At 70.4% G+C, this 16,746-nt stretch carries 15 protein-coding genes, 2 pseudogenes and 1 riboswitch; of the genes and pseudogenes, 5 read left to right on the top strand and 12 right to left on the bottom strand.

The annotated features are described in order from the left end of the window. Positions 1-24 precede the first annotated feature (24 nt). The 7 genes from hisG to ribD form a co-directional block, all read right to left on the bottom strand. Positions 25-873 carry an ATP phosphoribosyltransferase gene (gene hisG, locus ABZV38_RS23865; RefSeq protein ID WP_356330006.1) on the bottom strand — a complete coding sequence of 283 codons (849 nt, stop codon included), beginning with the start codon at positions 871-873 and terminating at the stop codon, positions 25-27. Positions 874-937: 64 nt separating this feature from the next. After that, positions 938-1,210, bottom strand: coding sequence for a phosphoribosyl-ATP diphosphatase (locus ABZV38_RS23860; protein ID WP_018524273.1), 273 nt, complete (start codon positions 1,208-1,210; stop codon positions 938-940). A 35-nt stretch (positions 1,211-1,245) separates the two neighbouring features. Then, positions 1,246-1,731 (bottom strand): 6,7-dimethyl-8-ribityllumazine synthase, encoded by a 486-nt coding sequence (gene ribH, locus ABZV38_RS23855; RefSeq protein ID WP_356330004.1) that lies wholly within the window; start codon positions 1,729-1,731, stop codon positions 1,246-1,248. Between the two features lie 29 nt (positions 1,732-1,760). Next, positions 1,761-3,059: a bifunctional 3,4-dihydroxy-2-butanone-4-phosphate synthase/GTP cyclohydrolase II gene (locus ABZV38_RS23850; RefSeq protein WP_356330002.1), complete on the bottom strand. Its 1,299-nt coding sequence runs from the start codon at positions 3,057-3,059 to the stop codon at positions 1,761-1,763. After that, the gene (locus ABZV38_RS23845) at positions 3,056-3,340 is read right to left on the bottom strand and encodes a hypothetical protein (protein ID WP_356330000.1); all 285 of its coding nucleotides are present in this window, start codon (positions 3,338-3,340) and stop codon (positions 3,056-3,058) included. Before ABZV38_RS23845 ends, ABZV38_RS23850 begins: the two co-directional genes overlap by 4 nt. Continuing rightward, the gene (locus tag ABZV38_RS23840) at positions 3,337-3,945 is read right to left on the bottom strand and encodes a riboflavin synthase (RefSeq protein WP_356329998.1); all 609 of its coding nucleotides are present in this window, start codon (positions 3,943-3,945) and stop codon (positions 3,337-3,339) included. Before ABZV38_RS23840 ends, ABZV38_RS23845 begins: the two co-directional genes overlap by 4 nt. Then, complete coding sequence (gene ribD, locus ABZV38_RS23835; protein WP_356329997.1) at positions 3,946-5,046, bottom strand: bifunctional diaminohydroxyphosphoribosylaminopyrimidine deaminase/5-amino-6-(5-phosphoribosylamino)uracil reductase RibD; 1,101 nt, start codon at positions 5,044-5,046, stop codon at positions 3,946-3,948. Between the two features lie 156 nt (positions 5,047-5,202). Then, a riboswitch (FMN riboswitch) is annotated at positions 5,203-5,333 on the bottom strand. A gap of 387 nt (positions 5,334-5,720) precedes the next feature. Here ribD and ABZV38_RS23830 point away from each other — a divergent pair. Further along, positions 5,721-6,025: pseudogene (locus tag ABZV38_RS23830) on the top strand (chitinase C-terminal domain-containing protein); the annotation flags it as partial. A 451-nt stretch (positions 6,026-6,476) separates the two neighbouring features. On the opposite strand, the gene ABZV38_RS23825 reads toward ABZV38_RS23830, so the two are convergent. Next, the gene (locus ABZV38_RS23825; RefSeq protein ID WP_356329995.1) at positions 6,477-7,667 is read right to left on the bottom strand and encodes an ROK family transcriptional regulator; all 1,191 of its coding nucleotides are present in this window, start codon (positions 7,665-7,667) and stop codon (positions 6,477-6,479) included. A 149-nt stretch (positions 7,668-7,816) separates the two neighbouring features. On the opposite strand from ABZV38_RS23825, the gene ABZV38_RS23820 reads away from it, so the two are divergent. After that, positions 7,817-9,061: an MFS transporter gene (locus tag ABZV38_RS23820; RefSeq protein ID WP_356329993.1), complete on the top strand. Its 1,245-nt coding sequence runs from the start codon at positions 7,817-7,819 to the stop codon at positions 9,059-9,061. A gap of 49 nt (positions 9,062-9,110) precedes the next feature. Here ABZV38_RS23820 and ABZV38_RS23815 read toward each other — a convergent pair whose 3' ends face one another. Beyond that, the gene (locus tag ABZV38_RS23815; RefSeq protein WP_356329991.1) at positions 9,111-10,406 is read right to left on the bottom strand and encodes an alginate lyase family protein; all 1,296 of its coding nucleotides are present in this window, start codon (positions 10,404-10,406) and stop codon (positions 9,111-9,113) included. Positions 10,407-10,674: 268 nt separating this feature from the next. On the opposite strand from ABZV38_RS23815, the gene ABZV38_RS23810 reads away from it, so the two are divergent. The 3 genes and pseudogenes from ABZV38_RS23810 to ABZV38_RS23800 all read left to right on the top strand — a co-directional run bounded on the left by ABZV38_RS23810 (position 10,675) and on the right by ABZV38_RS23800 (position 13,230). Continuing rightward, positions 10,675-12,066, top strand: a complete 1,392-nt coding sequence (locus ABZV38_RS23810; RefSeq protein WP_356329989.1) for a solute carrier family 23 protein — start codon at positions 10,675-10,677, stop codon at positions 12,064-12,066. Between the two features lie 18 nt (positions 12,067-12,084). Then, positions 12,085-12,226, top strand: a pseudogene (locus tag ABZV38_RS23805) (sugar phosphate nucleotidyltransferase); the annotation flags it as partial. A 302-nt stretch (positions 12,227-12,528) separates the two neighbouring features. After that, positions 12,529-13,230: a DUF5995 family protein gene (locus tag ABZV38_RS23800; protein ID WP_356330032.1), complete on the top strand. Its 702-nt coding sequence runs from the start codon at positions 12,529-12,531 to the stop codon at positions 13,228-13,230. A 129-nt stretch (positions 13,231-13,359) separates the two neighbouring features. Here the strand turns inward: ABZV38_RS23800 and ABZV38_RS23795 are convergent, their stop codons facing one another. From ABZV38_RS23795 to ABZV38_RS23785, 3 genes are all read right to left on the bottom strand, one after another. Next, positions 13,360-15,066: an NAD(P)/FAD-dependent oxidoreductase gene (locus ABZV38_RS23795; protein ID WP_356329987.1), complete on the bottom strand. Its 1,707-nt coding sequence runs from the start codon at positions 15,064-15,066 to the stop codon at positions 13,360-13,362. A gap of 48 nt (positions 15,067-15,114) precedes the next feature. Next, positions 15,115-15,912 carry a carbon-nitrogen hydrolase family protein gene (locus ABZV38_RS23790; RefSeq protein WP_356329986.1) on the bottom strand — a complete coding sequence of 266 codons (798 nt, stop codon included), beginning with the start codon at positions 15,910-15,912 and terminating at the stop codon, positions 15,115-15,117. A 254-nt stretch (positions 15,913-16,166) separates the two neighbouring features. Beyond that, positions 16,167-16,622 carry an Lrp/AsnC family transcriptional regulator gene (locus ABZV38_RS23785; RefSeq protein ID WP_356329984.1) on the bottom strand — a complete coding sequence of 152 codons (456 nt, stop codon included), beginning with the start codon at positions 16,620-16,622 and terminating at the stop codon, positions 16,167-16,169. Between the last annotated feature and the right edge of the window lie 124 nt (positions 16,623-16,746).

The following is a 16,746-nucleotide window of genomic DNA, read 5'->3' as shown; positions in this document are numbered from 1 at the left end:
GGTGGGTGGCTGGCTGTCCGGCCGTCAGAGGCGGCAGGCGTGGATGGCCGTCGTGAGGATGGCGCGGGCGCCCAGCTCGTACAGGTCGTCCATGATCCGCTGGGCCTCCTTGGCAGCGACCATGGACCGGACGGCGACCCAGCCCTCGTGGTGCAGCGGGGAGATGGTCGGCGACTCCAGGCCTGGGGTGAGGGCCACCGCGCGCTCCAGGTGCTCGACGCGGCAGTCGTAGTCCATCATCACGTAGCTGCGGGCGACCAGGACGCCCTGCAGGCGACGGAGGAACTGCTGCACCTTGGGGTCGTCCTGGGGGGCACCCGTACGGCGGATCACGACGGCCTCGGACTTCATGATCGGCTCGCCGATCACTTCGAGTCCGGCGTTGCGCATGCTGGTGCCGGTCTCCACCACATCGGCGATGACCTGGGCGACCCCGAGCTCGATGGCGGTCTCGACCGCGCCGTCGAGGTGGACGACGGAGGCGGTGACGCCCACATCGGCGAGGTGCTTGGCGACAATGCCCTCGTAGGAGGTGGCGATCGTCATGCCGTCGAAGTCCTGCGGGCCGTGGGCCGTGCCGGGCTTGGTGGCGTAACGGAAGGTGGAGCGGGCGAAACCGAGCTGGAGGATCTCCTCGGCATCGGCCCCGGAGTCCAGCAGCAGGTCGCGGCCGGTGATGCCGATGTCGAGGCGGCCGGAGCTGACGTAGATCGCGATGTCGCGCGGGCGCAGGTAGAAGAACTCGACCTCGTTCTCGGGGTCGACGAGGACGAGTTCCTTCGACTCCTTGCGCTGCTGGTAACCGGCCTCATGGAGCATCGCCATCGCAGGCCCGGAGAGTGAACCCTTGTTGGGGACGGCGATGCGCAGCATGAGGTCAGGTTTCCTTTGCGAGAAGGGAGTCTTGTGCGGACGTAAGGGTGTGCGAAGGTCGTGCTCAGAGGTGAGCGTAGACGTCGTCGAGGGAGATTCCGCGGGCGACCATCATCACCTGGACGTGGTACAGCAGCTGCGAGATCTCCTCGGCGGCGGCGTCCTTGCTCTCGTGCTCGGCTGCCATCCAGACTTCGGCAGCCTCCTCGACGACCTTCTTGCCGATGGCATGGACTCCCTTGTCCACCAGCTCGGCGGTGCGGGAGGTGGAGGGGTCGCCGTTGGCGGCCTTGAGCTGCAGCTCGGCGAAGAGCTCTTCGAAGGTTTTGTTCGCCATGATGGTTCTTAGGGTACGGGGTGCCACCCCGTCGCTCAGCGCCAGGGCTCGCTGACGGTGCGCAGCGTGGCAGCGGTGGCGACGGCCGCGGTGACCGCTTCGTGTCCCTTGTCCTCATTGGACCCTTCGAGCCCGGCCCGGTCGAGCGCCTGCTCCTCGGTGTCGCACGTCAGTACGCCGAAGCCCACCGGGACCCCGGTGTCGACGGCGACCTGGGTGAGGCCGTTGGTGACGCCGTGCGACACGTACTCGAAGTGGGGCGTGCCTCCGCGGATGATGACGCCGAGGGCGACGATCGCGTCGTAGCCGCGGCCGGCCAGCACCTTGGCGACGACCGGGAGCTCGAAGCTGCCCGGGACCCGGAGCAGGGTCGGCTCGTCGATGCCGAGGTCGTGCAGGGCGCGCAGTGCGCCGTCGACGAGGCCGTCCATGACCTTCTCATGCCACTGGGCGGCGACAACCGCCACTCGCAGGTCACCGCAGTTGCGTACGGACAGTTCGGGTGCGCCCTTGCCGCTCATGTCTCTCCTACCGCTCGTTTCCGTGATCGTTACTGGTTGCCGCAGGTCGACACCGAGGCGGCGTCGAGCCAGGGCAGGTCGTGTCCCATGCGGTCCCGCTTGGTGCGCAGGTACCGCAGGTTGTGCTCGCCGGCCTGGACGGGCATCGGCTCGCGACCGGTGATCGCGAGGCCGTGCCGCAGGAGCGCGGCAGTCTTGTCGGGGTTGTTGGTCATCAGCCGGACGCCGTGGACGCCGAGATCCTTGAGGATCTGGGCGCCTGCCCCGTAGTCCCGGGCGTCGGCGGGCAGGCCGAGCTCCAGGTTGGCGTCGAGGGTGTCGACACCGCGCTCCTGGAGTTCGTACGCCCGCAGCTTGGAGAGCAGGCCGATGCCGCGGCCCTCGTGGCCGCGCAGATAGACCACGACGCCTCGGCCCTCATCGGTGATGCGCCCCATGGCCGCGTGCAGCTGGGGGCCGCAGTCGCAGCGCTGGGACTGGAAGATGTCGCCGGTCAGGCACTCGGAGTGGACCCGGACGAGAATGTCGTCGCCCTCGCCGAGGTCGCCGTGGACGAGCGCGACATGCTCGACGCCGTCGACCGTGGAACGGTAGCCGTACGCGGTGAACTCGCCGAACGATGTCGGCAGCCGGACCTCCGCCTCGCGCCGGACGGTCGGCTCGGAGGAGCGGCGGTAGGCGATCAGGTCCTCGATCGAGATGATCGTGAGGCCGTGCTTGCGGGCGAACGGCACCAGTTCGGGCAGGCGCAGCATCACCCCGTCCTCGCCGGCGATCTCGACGATCGCACCGGCGGGCCGCAGGCCGGCGAGCCGGGCCAGGTCGACGGCGGCCTCGGTGTGGCCGTTGCGGACGAGCACACCGCCGGACCGGGCGCGGAGCGGGAAGATGTGGCCGGGGCGCACGAAGTCGGCGGGGCCCGCCTGACCGCCCGCCAGCATCCGGAGCGTGGTGGCGCGGTCGGCGGCGGAGATGCCGGTGGTCACACCGTGCGCCGCGGAGGCGTCGACCGAGACGGTGAACGCCGTGCGCATCGACTCGGTGTTGTGGGCGACCATCTGCGGCAGTTCGAGCCGCTCCAGTTCGTCGTTCTCCATCGGCGCGCAGATCAGGCCGCGGCATTCGCTCATCATGAAGGCGACGATCTCGGGCGTGGCCATCTCGGCCGCGATGACGAGGTCGCCCTCGTTCTCCCGGTCCTCGTCGTCGACGACGACGACGGGGCGTCCGGCCGCGACGTCGCGGATCGCCTGCTCGACTGGGTCGAGGGAGAGGTCCTCGAGGACGCTGTCGTGTTCCCGGTGCAACCAGGTGGGCTGGGCAGTCATGCCGTGGCTCCTTCCAGAGCGGGTGTCCGCGTACGCAGCCACCAGTCGCGCATGCCCCACAGGACGAGGGCGCCGTAAATGACGTAGACGAAGCCGGAGAAGGCGAAGGCGGCCAGCAGGATCACGCCGGAGACCAGCTGGGCGGGCCAGGTCCATATCGAGCGTCGCCAGCCGAGCGCAAGGGCGACCAGACCGACCGTGTTGCCGATCATGTCGGACCACTTGATGTGCTGGCCGAAATGGGTGAAGGCCTCCGAGTTGAGCCAGCCGACGGCGCTCACTTCGTGTCCTTCCGGTCCCGGTCGCCCAGCAGCCGCTCGACGTACTTCGCGATGACGTCCACCTCGAGGTTGACCGGGTCGCCGGGCTCCTTGATGCCGAGCGTGGTCAGGGCGAGGGTGGTGGGGATGAGGCTGAGGGTGAAGTAGTCGGGTCCGGCGTCGACGACGGTCAGGCTCACGCCGTCGACGGTGATCGAGCCCTTCTCCACCACGTACCGGGTCAGCTCCGGCGGGAGGGAGATCTTCACGATCTCCCAGTTCTCGGAGATCTTGCGCTCGACGATGCGGCCCGTGCCGTCGACATGCCCCTGGACGATGTGTCCGCCGAGCCTGCCGCCGACCGCCATGGGGCGCTCCAGGTTGACCCGGGAGCCGGGCTCCAGTGCGCCGAGACTGGACCGGTTCAGGGTCTCGGCCATCACATCGGCGGTGAACTCGCCGTCGCCGAGGTCGACGACGGTGAGGCAGACGCCGTTGACGGCGATGGAGTCGCCGTGCTTGGCGCCTTCGGTGACTACGGGACCGCGCAGGCGGAATCGGGAGGCGTCGCCGAGCTTCTCGACGGCGGTGACCTCACCCAGTTCTTCGACAATTCCGGTGAACACTCAGTTTCCCTTCCGGGCAGGGCCGGGGACGGCGGTGATGCGCAGATCGGGGCCGATACGTACGGTCTCGGTCACGTGGAGACGCAACGCCTGGGCGATGGTGGAGATTCCGGCGTCGGCGAGGGCCGCGGGGCCGGCACCGAGGAGCACGGGGGCGAGATAGCCGACGACCTTGTCGACCGCTCCCGCCGCGACGAAGGCCCCGGCCAGGGTCGGGCCGCCTTCGAGAAGTACGGAGCGGACGCCGCGCGTGTGCAGGGCGGCGAGCAGGGCGTGAATGTCCACGCCGGGGCCGGTGGCGGAACGCGGCAGCCGCAGGACGGTCTCCTCGGGGAGATGGCCGGTGTCGGCGTTCTCGGCGACCGCAACCAGGGTGGGCGCCGTGTCGTCGAGGACGCGGGCTCCGGGGCGCACCGCGGTGGCGCCGGTGTCGACGACCACGCGCAGCGGCTGTACGGCACCTTCAATGCCTCGTACACCGAGCTGGGGGTCGTCGATACGGGCGGTGCCGGAGCCGACCACGACGGCGTCGGCCTCCGCGCGCAGCCGGTGGACGTCGGCGCGCGACTCGGGAGAGGTGATCCAGCGGCTGGTGGCGTCGGCGGCGGCGATCCGACCGTCGAGCGTCGCGGCGTACTTCCACAGGACGTACGGACGGCCGAGCCGCACCGAGGTCAGCCACGCGGCGTTGCCTGCCTCGGCCTCGTCGGCGAGGAGCCCTTGTTCGGCCTTGATCCCGGCGGCGCGGAGGGTGTCCGCACCTCCGGTGGCCTGCAGGTTCGGGTCGGCGACCGCGTACACGACTCGGCTGACGCCGGCCTCGATCAGCGCCTGGGCGCAGGGGCCGGTGCGACCGGTGTGGTTACAGGGCTCAAGAGTGACGTACGCGGTGCCGCCGCGGGCCTTCTCACCTGCTGCGCGCAACGCGTGGATCTCGGCGTGCGGCCCGCCGGCGCGCTGGTGGAAGCCTTCACCGGCCGGGCGTCCCTCGGCGTCGATGATCACGCACCCGACGACCGGGTTGGGGCTGGTGGAGCCGAGTCCGCGGGCGGCGAGCGCGATCGCTCGGCGCATGGCGGCACTGTCGGCTGTGGTGTCCACCGGGTCCTCCTGCCTCTTCGGGCACGGACTCCGGGGCCTGTCGATGACGACAGATGAAACGGAACGCAACAGGGGCGCCGAAACCGAGGGCACGGACGCGGGAGTTCCGGAGACCGGAAACGCATCCGCCGACGGCGGCGTACCTGTAACGGCCCGCCGCGCACTGCCTCCCATCCGGACTTTAACCGTCGGTCCAGGAATCTCACCTGGTCAACCGGCCGCTGGATGCGGACGGGTCGCGGACTATAACCGCCGGTTCGGAATTGCACCGACCCCGGAGTGCGCTGCTGCTGCTGTTACACGATCAGTGTGCCACGCCTGCCCATGGGCCATACGGGCGAAAGGTGTGGAGTGGCTCACAGACGGGCTCGAGGGCAGGCTCGCGTGGGGCTGGCTCCGAGCTCGCGGGCGGACACGCGGACAGACGCACGAGCCGGTTCGCGGATGTCCGCAGGGCTCCGGCCTGGGCCGCATCCGGACGCCCTGGCATTAATGGTCCAGACCTATTGACTCACTGGTCTAGTCCTTTCAATCTCTGCGTCACCTCCGAGGAACGGCCCGCGGTGTGCGCACGCCCGTGGCCACGACGCGACCCACCCCATGCCAGTTGTGTTCTGCCGACCTCCCCAGGAGGAACGACAAGTGCTGTCCCCCACCCGCGCGAGAGCCACCCGGGGCAGTACGAGCAGGGCTCCACGCCCACCACGACGATGTACGACGCGTTCAAGTCGGCTGCTCCGTACGGCGCGAAGCGGTCCACCATCGATCTGCCGGCCCAGGCACTCGACATCGACGTGTCCTTCGACCAGTTCCCGCTCGGTGACTCCAACTACCCGATCAGCCCCCAGCTGAAGATCACCAACAGCACGGGGACGACGCTGTCGGTGTGGACCGGCTGCCGCTCGGCTACTACCGGGTCAAGCGGCAGGTCGAGCAGATGGTCGAGGAGTCGGGGCTCGGCTGGACGATCCTGCGGACCACCCAGTTCCACGACCTGGTCCTGCGCATCCTCTCCGCAGCGACCCGGCTGCCCGTGATGCCGCTGCCCGCCGGGGTGCGGGTGCAGTCCATCGACACCGGTGAAGTCGCGGACCGGAAGGCCGAGTTGGCAGTGCACGGTCCGTCGGGGCTGGTGGCGGAGATGGGCGGGCCCGAGGTCCGCGAGCTGCCGGAGCTGGCCCGGGCCCATCTCCGGGCGACCGGGAAGCGGCGGCCGCTGGTGCCCGTACCGCTGGCGGGGAAAGCGTATGCCGGCTACCGGCGGGGCGAGCATCTGACACCCCAACGGGCCGTCGGGAAGGCCAGGTTGGGGGAGTTCCTCGCGGAGCGCTTCAAGCGCCACCCGGGGTGAGCAGCCGTCCGGGTCCGCTCGGGCAGCGCCGACACCCGCCCGGTGTGAACCGCACTCCCCGAGCGCCTTGCGGGCCGCTTCAGCCGCCCGGCGTGAACAGCTCGTCCTGAGCCGCATCGCGGGCGGCGAGCAGCGCGCCGCGGAGCACCGCGGAGCCGCCCAGCAGGCCCGCCCTGACCTCCGTCCGCAGCGGAGACATCATGGCCAGCCGCTTCTCGACCCGGGACGCCAGCGCTTCGCCGCCCGCGTGACCGACCTCACCGGCGAGGACCACGCAGCCGGGGTCGATGACCGAAGCGACGGCGGCGGCACCCACCGCGAGGCGGTCGGCGAGGGCGGACAGGAATGCCTCGCTCTCCCCTTCTCCGGCCAGGGCGGCCCGTACGGCGAACGCGGCGGCCGGCTCCTGCTCCCCGGAACCCATCCGCGTACGCACGTCGATGCCGTGCGCCAGGGCCAGTTCACAGACCGGCGCCGCGCCCACCAGGGAGTGGAACCCGCCGTCGCAGTTGACCGCGGAGGGTATCCCCACCGTGCCCGGCACGGGCAGGAAGCCGATCTCACCCGCACCGCCGGAGGCTCCGCGGCGCAGCCTGCCGTCCAGCATGACGGCGGCGCCGATGCCGTGGCCGAGCCACAGCAGGACGAAGGTGTCGCGGTCCCGGGCCGCGCCGAGGCGGTGTTCGGCGACGGCGGCCAGGTTGGTCTCGTTCTCGACGAGCACGTTCGCGGGCAGCCGCTGCTGGAGCACCCGGACCAGGCGGCGGTGCCAGGCGGGCAGGCCGGTGGTGTCGCGGAGCTCGCCGGTGACCGGGTCGATCAGGCCGGGGGCGCCGATGCCGACACTGTGCAGCCGTGCGGCGCCCGCCTCGCGTGCAGTGCCCTCCAGCAGTGCTGCGGCCTGTTCGGCGGCGGCCTCGGTGCCGGTGTCGCTGCCGATCGGCAGGGTGGCCTCGGCGAGCGTGACGCCGAGGAGATCGGCGACGACGACGGCGACGCTGTCGGTGCGTACGTCGAGGGCGGCGAGGTGCGCGCGGTCGGCGACGATCCCGTACAGCCGGGCGTTGGGGCCGCGGCGCTCGGCGCCGCTCTCGCCGACGACCTGGATCAGACCGGCCCCCTGCAACCGCTCCACCAGATCGGCGACGGTGGGGCGGGAGAGTCCGGTCAGGGTCTTGAGCTGGGTGGCCGTCAGCGGGCCGTCCTCCTGGAGCAGTCGAAGGGCGAGCCGGTCGTTGATGGCCCGGGCGGTGCTCGGTGATGCGGGCATGCCGGGATCCTTCCAGATCACTGCCGCACGGGGAGAGACCTTGACGACCTATTTATCAGGCAGGGTTCCTGATAGTTTACTCTCCGTACCGTGACGACAGGCGCGGGGGTCGACCGCGACAGAGAATTCCCAGGGGAGGGCACGGCGGCATGACGACGGAATCCACAGCGACGGCCTTCGGTACGGAGCAGGTGAGGCGGGCCAGGTTCGCCGTCGCCGCGGTCTTCACCGTGCACGGCGCGGTGACCGGCAGCTTCGCCACCCGCGTGCCCTGGATCCAGGACCATGCCGGGGCCAGTGCGGGGCAGCTGGGCATCGCCCTGGCCTTCCCGGCAATCGGCGCCTCGCTCGCCATGCCGCTGGCCAGTGCGATCAGTCATCGCTTCGGCGCCAGAAGCGCCCTGCGCGGACTGCTGGCGCTGTGGACGCTTGCGCTGGTACTGCCCGCGCTGGCGCCGAACCTGCTGACGCTGTGCGCGGCACTGTTCGTGTTCGGGGCGTCGGCCGGCATGTCGGACGTGGCCATGAACGCCCTCGGCGTCGAGGTGGAGAACCGCCTCGACAAGTCGATCATGTCCGGGCTGCACGGCATGTGGAGCGTGGGCGCCCTGATCGGTTCGGCGGCGGGCACCGTGGCCGCCCATGTCGGCGCCGACGCCCGGCTGCACCACGTACTCGCCGCTCTTGTGCTCACCATGATCGGCCTGATCGCCTGCCAGGGCGTACTGGATCTGCGCAGCGAGCCGGACGAGGAGCCACCGCCGCGGTTCACCCTGCCGCCCAGGTCGGCGCTGGTCATCGGCGCGGTGGGGTTCTGCGCGGTGTTCGCCGAGGGCGCCAGCCTGGACTGGTCGGCGGTCTATCTCCGGGACATCATGGACAGTTCCGCCGGGCTCGCGGCCGCGTCCACAACGGCGTTCGCACTGACGATGGCGGTGGCCCGGATCGCCGGGGACAAGGTCGTCGACCGGTTCGGCGCGGTCAGGACCGTGCGGGTGGGCGGGGTGCTGGCGACCGTCGGCGGTGTGCTGGTGGTCGTCGCGCCGGGCGCGGTCCCGGCGATGTGCGGTTTCGGGCTGCTGGGCCTCGGTGTCGCCGTGGTCGTCCCGCTCGCGTTCGCGGCGGCGGGGCGCAGCGGGCCGAACCCGAGCCAGGCGATCGCGGGCGTCGCCACGATCACGTACACCTCGGGGCTGATCGCCCCGTCGGCGATCGGTTCACTGGCTGAGGCGACCTCGCTGGTCGTGTCGTTCGGCCTGGTGACCGTGTTGGCGTTCGGGCTGGTGCTGGGGGCCGGGGTGCTGCGCGCAGGCGACCGCCAGGTCACGGCGAAGGCGGTCGGCGCGCCGGATGTGGCGAAGACGGCCGGCGCGCCGGCCGAGCCCCGGGCCTGAACGGCTGTCCGGCGGGCGGGGCTCCCGGTGGGGCCCCGCCCGCCGGCGTTCAGCCGGCGATCGAGTCGAGCTGTTCGGCTGCGGGCCGCAGCGCCCAGAGGTCGCCGCCGGGCGGCGTCTCCAGCTGCGGTACGGCGGCCTGGGCCTGCCGGTCACCGGCGTCGGCGGCAGCGTGCACGATGTCACTGGCCGCGTACCGGTAGAACTCCAGCTCGGGGTGCGGCCAGGGGGCCGCCCCGGTCGCGGCAGGCAGCAGATAGTCGACCGCCTTGAACAGGCTCTGCCCCTGCGGCCCTTCGTACGCCCACAGGTCCACACCGACCTGCTTGCCGATTGCGGCGAGCCGCGTGTAGGCGACCAGGTCGAAGGTCGAGTAGTGCCAGCTGCGGGTGCGCGCCAGCTCCTGCGGCTGGGTGCCGTCGGCGGCGATCTGCGGGTCGATCCGCAGCGCACGCGCGTCCAGGACGACCTTGCGGGCGAGGCCCTTGTCGCCGGTGGCGAGGGCGAGTCCGGCGATCTGCATGTCCTGGAAGGTGCCGTGGTTGTTCTGCGCGGCCGATTCCTGCTTGCCGAAGTCCGAGTTGACCAGCCAGTCCAGGAACGAGGTGTTCCAGGCCCGCATTCCGGTCCGGTCGCTCTTCGACCAGCCGGGCGCACCAATGTCGAGGAGGGCGATGGCGTCCAGGACCGAGGTGTACTGCTGGGAGAAATCGATGATGCCGATGGCCCGGCCGTCGTACTTGCAGGGGATGAACTGCCCGTGGTCGAGGTTCGGGTTCATCCTGGTCGCCGGGTCGAGGAACCAGGTGCGCAGGATGTCGGAGGCGTGCTCGGCGTACTGCTTCCGGCCCGTGTAGTACCAGGCGAGGCTGAGAGCGGTGACCGAATTGAAGACCTTGCCGATGTCGGGGCGGTCGGTGCCGGTGTCGACCTCGGGGTTGCGTTCGCCGTCGCGCTGGACGTACGGGCAGCGCCACGGGTTCTCCGCGGTCTTCGGCTGGGAGGGCCACCAGTACGGGGCCTGGCTCAGGTAGTCGTGCGGGTCTCCGCTCGGTGCGGGCTTCGGCTTGTCGACGACCGTCCAGGGGCCCTGGTCCAGCCAGCCGTCCGCCTTCACGGTCAGCGCGTCGACGGCCGCGCGCAGGGCCGGGTCGCCGTGGTCGAGCCGGAGCTTCGTCTGCTGAATGCGGTGGCCGTCGATGACCACGGTCCTCGGCACCCGCGGCGGCGGGCGGTGGCCGTGGGCCGTGGCGGCCGCGGAGGAGGCGGCCGGCACCAGGACGGCGGTCAGGGCGACGGCAGTGGCGAACAGGGCTCCGAGACGCCGACGAGGTCTTTCGCTCATCGAGCACTCCCCTCATGAATCAGATATCTGAATGATGTTCACGAGCAAGACCGTGTGAGCGTAGAGCCGCCTGTTCGGAGTGACAATGCTTCGCGCGCGATTCATGGATGAGACCTTCCGACGGGGCTCGCGCGATGGAACCCGGACACGAGTCAACGCCGCTCCCGCATTACGATGGCGCTGATCTTCTCCGCGGTGGCGCCGGGCCGTACGAACACGGCACCGGGCACCGCACGGACCCACACACGGACACACACAGGGAGCGACCATGGGCGGCCTCGGCGTGCGCTGGACCTTGCACGGCGACGGAAAGACCCCCGCACCGGGGGCCGTGGTCCGGCCCGACGAGCGGCTCTCCTGGCCCCGTACGTTCGGGCTCGGAGCCCAGCACGTGGTCGCGATGTTCGGCGCCTCGTTCGTCGCCCCGGTGCTCATGGGGCTGGACCCGAACCTCGCGATCATGATGTCCGGTGTCGCGACGGCCATCTTCCTGCTGGCCACGCGCGGCCGGGTGCCCAGCTATCTCGGCTGTTCGCTCTCCTTCGTGGGCGTGGCCGCGACGATCCGGGCCGGCGGCGGGGACAGTGCCGTCGTCACCGGGGCGGTCTTCGTCGTCGGCGTGGCGCTCTTCCTCGCGGGTCTCGCGGTGCAGCGCTTCGGCGCCCGGATCATCCACGCCGCGATGCCGCCCGTGGTCACCGGCGCCGTCGTCATGCTCATCGGCTTCAACCTGGCGCCGGTCACCGCGTCGACGTACTGGCCGCAGGACCAGTGGACCGCGCTGCTGGTCATGCTCTTCACCGGAATGGCAGTGGTGTGTCTGCGCGGATTCTTCTCGCGCATCGCCATCTTCCTCGGTCTGGTCTTCGGCTATGTGCTGTCCTGCGTCCTGGACCGGGTCTTCGGCAAGATCCATTCACCGGCGGGCGGCGCCGAGGCGGTCGACCACTGGCGGCTCGACCTGTCGGGCGTCTCCAAGGCCGACTGGATCGGACTGCCGTCCTTCCACGCCCCGAGCTTCGAGTGGTCGGCGATTCTGGTCGCCCTGCCGGTGGTGATCGCGCTGATCGCGGAGAACGCGGGGCACGTCAAGGCCGTCGGGGAGATGACCGGTGACTCGCTCGACGACAAGCTCGGCACCGCCATCGCGGCGGACGGCGCAGCCTCCATGCTCTCCACCGCCGTGGGCGGCCCGCCGAACACCACATACTCCGAGAACATCGGCGTCATGGCCGCGACCCGTGTCTACTCCACCGCCGCGTACTGGGCCGCTGCCTGCTTCGCCCTGCTGTTCGGGCTCTGCCCCAAGTTCGGCGCGGTCGTCGCCGCGATCCCCGGCGGGGTCCTCGGCGGCATCACCGTGATCCTGTACGGCATGATCGGCCTGCTGGGTGCCCAGATCTGGATGAGCGGCAACGTCGACCTCCGCAACCCGCTGAATCTGGTTCCGGCCGCCGCGGGCATCATCATCGGCGTCGGCGGGGTCAGCCTGAAGATCACCGACGACTTCGAGCTGAGCGGGATCGCGCTCGGCACCATCGTCGTGATCACCGGCTACCACGTACTGCGGGCCTTCGCCCCGGCCCATCTGAAGCCGCAGGAGCCGCTGCTGGACGCGGGCACATCCACGTACGACGACACCAAGCCGCCCACGCCGTAGCCCTTCAGGGAGGCAGCCATGTCCAGCACCATCCGCCGGGCAGTCATCCCCGCTGCGGGCCTCGGCTCACGCCTCCTCCCGCTCACGAAGGCGACGCCGGAGGAGATGCTGCCCGGTCGGTGACAAGCCGGTGATCGAGCACACCGTGCGGGAACTCGTGACCCCCCGGCATCGTCGACGAGCCGCGCCGGCAGACGGAACGCCGGTACGAGCACCGCACCGGCGAGGTCTGCCTGACCGACGCGATCAACGCCTACGCAGCCGGCCTCGCCGTGTACGGGCAGGTCGCACCCTCCGCCTGACTGCGGACCGCCGCGCTCACCTGTCCGAAGCACCCCGGGGGCCGGCCTTCGGGGCACCGATGGCTCTGCCGCCGTTCCCCCGTTCCGATGAACCCGCGGCCCGTCGGCGCCATGGCGGGCCCGCGGCTGGGACGCTGCCCCCATGGCGCAGTTCAAGCAGATGGAGCAGTTCGCGGACCGGGCCGGTCCTGCTACCGCGCCGCCCGATGTCACCTCGGTGCTCGGGCGGATGCGTGACTTTCAGTCCTCCTGGCCACCGGTGGACGGAGTGGCGGTCTTCAACCGGGTCTATCTGACGGTGACCGAGGCCATCGACCGGCAGATCACCGAAGGTGCGTTCCCGGACCGGGCGGCCGCGGCCGCCCTGGACGTGCAGTTCGCGGAGCGCTATCTCGCGGCCGTCGACGCAGCGACGGCGGGGCACCGGCCGCCCGACTGCTGGCGCCCGCTGTTCCAGTACCGGCACCATCCCGGCGTACGGCCGCTGCAGTTCGCGATGGCGGGGATCAACGCGCACATCGGCCACGATCTGGCGCTCGCCGTCGTGGACACCTGCCGCACGCTCCACTGCGCTCCGCCGGACCTGCAGGAGGAGTTCGACCAGGTGGGCGATCTCCTCGCAATGCTGGAGGAGCAGATCCGGGAGGATCTGATGCCGGGACCCGATCTGCTGGAGGTCGCGGATCCGCTGACCCACCTGCTGGGGTCATGGAGTCTGGAGCGGGCCCGCGAGGCGGCGTGGTCGGCGGCCCGGGTGCTGTGGCGGCTGCGTGATCTCCCGGGGCTCGCCGAGGAGTTCCGGCAGCGGATGGACGCGGGGGCGGGTCTGGTGGGGCGCTGTCTGCTCACTCCGTGCCGCTGACCGCGCACCCTTGCGAAGGCGACCGCACGGCGATGTGTGGCGCAGCCGGTGGACCATCTGTCGCAGTGTCCGGTGCCGGAGCCGGCCGCGGGCCGGCTGCGCAGCGTCTGCCGGCCCGCGTAACGCCGGTCAGTCCTCCGGGAGTTCGACCGGGGCGATGTCGTCGAAGACATCACCGGGGCCGGGGTTCGTCGCATCCGTGGCGCCGCCGAACTGGGTCATCACACCCCAGACGGCGTTGAGCGCGGTCTGTACAGCGCCCTCGGCCCATCCGGCCGTCCAGGAGATGTCGTCGCCCGCGAGGAAGAGTCCGCGCTTGTCGTCGGGCAGCCGGTCCTGCATGAAGTGGGTGAACAGCCGCCGCTGATACCGGTAGTGGCCCGGCAGGTTGGCCTTGAACGCGCCCATGAAGTAGGGCTCGTTCTCCCAGGAGACCGTCACCGGGTTGCCGATGATGTGCTTCCTGATGTCGACGTTCGGGTAGATCTCGCCGAGCGACTTCAGCATGACCTCCATACGCTCGTTCGGGGAGAGCGGCAGCCACTTCAGGCTGTCGTCGCACCAGGTGTACGAGAGGCAGATGACGGCCGGCTTGTCGGGCCCGTCGTCGAGGAGGTAGGTGCCCCGGGTCATCCGGTCGGTGAGCGTCATCGACATGACGTCCCGGCCGGTGGGAACCCCCCTGCCGTCGACGGCCTTGTCCAGCCAGAACGGCCGGTCGACGGGGACGAACAGCTTGGACGACTCCATGTAGTGGGTGCGCTCCATCGCCGTCCAGTGGTCGATGGGGAACAGCGCGTCGTCGCAGTCGATCTTGGAGAGCAGCAGCCAGGACTGGCCGGTGAAGATCGCCGCCCGGAAGGTACGGATGTCGCCGGTCGCGTCGGTGACGGTGATCCGGTTCCCGGCGGTGCGGTGCAGCCGGGTCACGGCGGGGCGCGGCTCGCCGTCGTGCAGCGAGGACAGCGACGTGCCGAGCGGCCAGTGCACGATCTTCTGCGGCTCGCGCTCCCAGAGGCGCAGCGGGAGCTGCTGGCTGCCGCCGACGATGCCGCGGTGGTGGTCGTCGGCCTCGGTGTAGACGACCCGCAGGATCTCCAGGATGGAGTTGGGGAAGTCGGTGTCCCAGCCGCCGGTACCGAAGCCGACCTGGCCGAAGATCTCGCGGTGCCGGAACGACTTGAAGGCGTCGGAGGCGCAGAGGAAACCGTAGAAGGTCTGGTTGTCGAGCTTCTCGACGAGCTTCGCCCAGATCTCCCGGATGCGCGGGACGTCGCGCTCGCGCATCGCCCGGTTCATGTCGGAGAAGTCGGCACCCTCCTCCAGGCAGGCGTTCCAGGCGTCCATCACATCGCGGTAGACCTGCGGCAGATCGGCGATGGTCTCCGCGTAGTGCGACTCACCCTTGAGGTCGACGACGGTCGACGGGGTGGCGGGGGACAGCGGGTTGGGGAAAGGCTCGGTCCGCAGGCCCACCAGGTCGATGTAGTGCTGCAGCGCCGTGGACGACGGCGGGAAGCGCATCGCGCCCATCTCGGCGGTCAGCGAGGGGTCGCAGCCGTCGAAGCCGACAGTACGCAGCCGCCCGCCGATCTGGTCCGCCTCGTAGACGACGGGCTTGAGGCCCATCTTCATCAGTTCGTACGCGGCCACGATGCCGGAGAGACCGCCGCCGATGACGGCGACCTCGGTGCCGTGCTCGGTCGCCGGTATCTGGCCGAGCCCCGCGGGGTGGTCCAGGAAGTCGTCGTACGCGTAGGGGAAGTCCGGCCCGAACATGGTGATCGGCGGCTGCGCGTCGGTGTGCTGGACGGCGTTGGGCACCGTGGACGTCATGGGGTACGGACTCCTTGCACGGGAAAGCGGAAGCGAGAGGGTGCGGGCTCAGACCAGGGAGCCGTACAGACCGGGGCGGCGGTCGTGCAGATACGGGTTGGCGGCGCGGGACGCGCTCAGGAACTCCGGGTCGACGTCGCCGACGACAAGCTCCTCGCCGCGTCCGGCGCGGGTGCGGACGGTGCCGTCGGGGCCGGCCAGGCAGCTCAGCCCGACGAACTCGAACTCGCCTTCCGGGCCGGTCCTGTTGACGTACGCGACATACATCTGGCTCTCGAAGGCGCGGACCGGTACGACGGACTCGGCGACGAACTGGAACGGGTGCATCTGCGCGGTCGGCACCAGCAGCAGATCGGTGGCGGCGAGGGCGTGCGCCCGGACGTTCTCCGGGAACTCGACGTCGTAGCAGATCATGATCCCGATGCGTACGCCGTCCAGCTCGGCCTGGACGACGGGCTGCTCGCCTGGGGTGAACCACTGCTGCTCGAAGCAGCCGAAGAGGTGGGTCTTGCGGTAGTTGGCGAGCCGGGTGCCGTCCGGGCCGATCAGCTGCGCCGCATTGAAGATCAGCTCGCCCGCTCGCTCCGGGTAGCCGTACAGGACCGCGAGCCCGTGCCGTACGGCGATGTCGGCGACGGTCCGCGCGGACGCGCCGTCGGCGGGCTCGGCCAGCCGGGGCACGTCGTCGCCGATGGCGTACCCGGTGAGGAACAGTTCGGGGCAGACCAGCAGCCGGGCCCCGGCCGCTGCCGCACGGCCGGCGGCCTCGTCGAGCACCTTGATGTTCTCGGCCACCGAGCCCGGACGTCCGGAGCTCTGGAGCAGGGCGGTGCGCAACGGCGGCATGGCTGACCTCGGGCTGTGCGGGCTGAGCGGGGACGTATAGACGGTACGGGCCGGGATTCCGGCCGGACAAGGCGCGAGCGTTGCGCGTCGACCGTCGATCCATTGCGCAATCCACCGGTGCGACGGTGATTCGTTGCGTGGAGTGTCGTTGCAGGTCAGAGGGGTGATATCGGTCTCGCCGAGGACCACCTGCCCAGGCGCACGTCCTGGGCCCCGCAGGACGTGCCGAAGAGAGCCGACGCCCGCCTGTGTGATCAGCCCGGAGACCCCGAGGAGTAGCGCCGCAGCAGTGGCGACAGCACCAGCACCGACTTGGTGCGCTCCACATAGGGCTCACCCGCGATCCGCTCCAGCACCTGCTCGAAGTGCCGCATGTCGGCGGCGAAGACCTGGACGATCGCGTCGGCCTCCCCGGTGACCGTGGAGGCAGACGCGATCTCCGGATAGCGCGCCAGACCGCTCTTGATCGCCTCCGGGGAGGTGTTGCGGCTGCAGTAGATCTCGATGAACCCCTCGGTCTCCCAGCCGAGCGCCGCCGGGTCCACCCGGACAGTGAAGCCGGTGATGGCCCCCTCGGCGCGCAACCGGTCGACGCGGCGCTTCACCGCGGGCGCGGAGAGGCCGATGATCGCGCCGATGTCGGCGTAGGAGCGGCGGGCGTCCTCGGCAAGGGCGTGGACGATGCGTTCGTCGAGATCGTTCAGTCGCACTTCAGGTGGATCACTTCTCTGCGATGGGTGTTCAGGGGACGGCGGCACACCGTGCCGCACCCGAAGTAGAACACGCTGTGGAGGACGGGGCCGTACGGACGTCGGTGCGACGCAGCGGGGTAGG

Origin of the sequence: Streptomyces sp. NPDC005181, assembly GCF_040608395.1 — a bacterium.
Taxonomy (GTDB): Bacteria; Actinomycetota; Actinomycetes; order Streptomycetales; family Streptomycetaceae; genus Streptomyces.
Note: the sequence above shows the minus strand (reverse complement) of the source record. Positions and strands in the feature narration are given on the sequence as shown.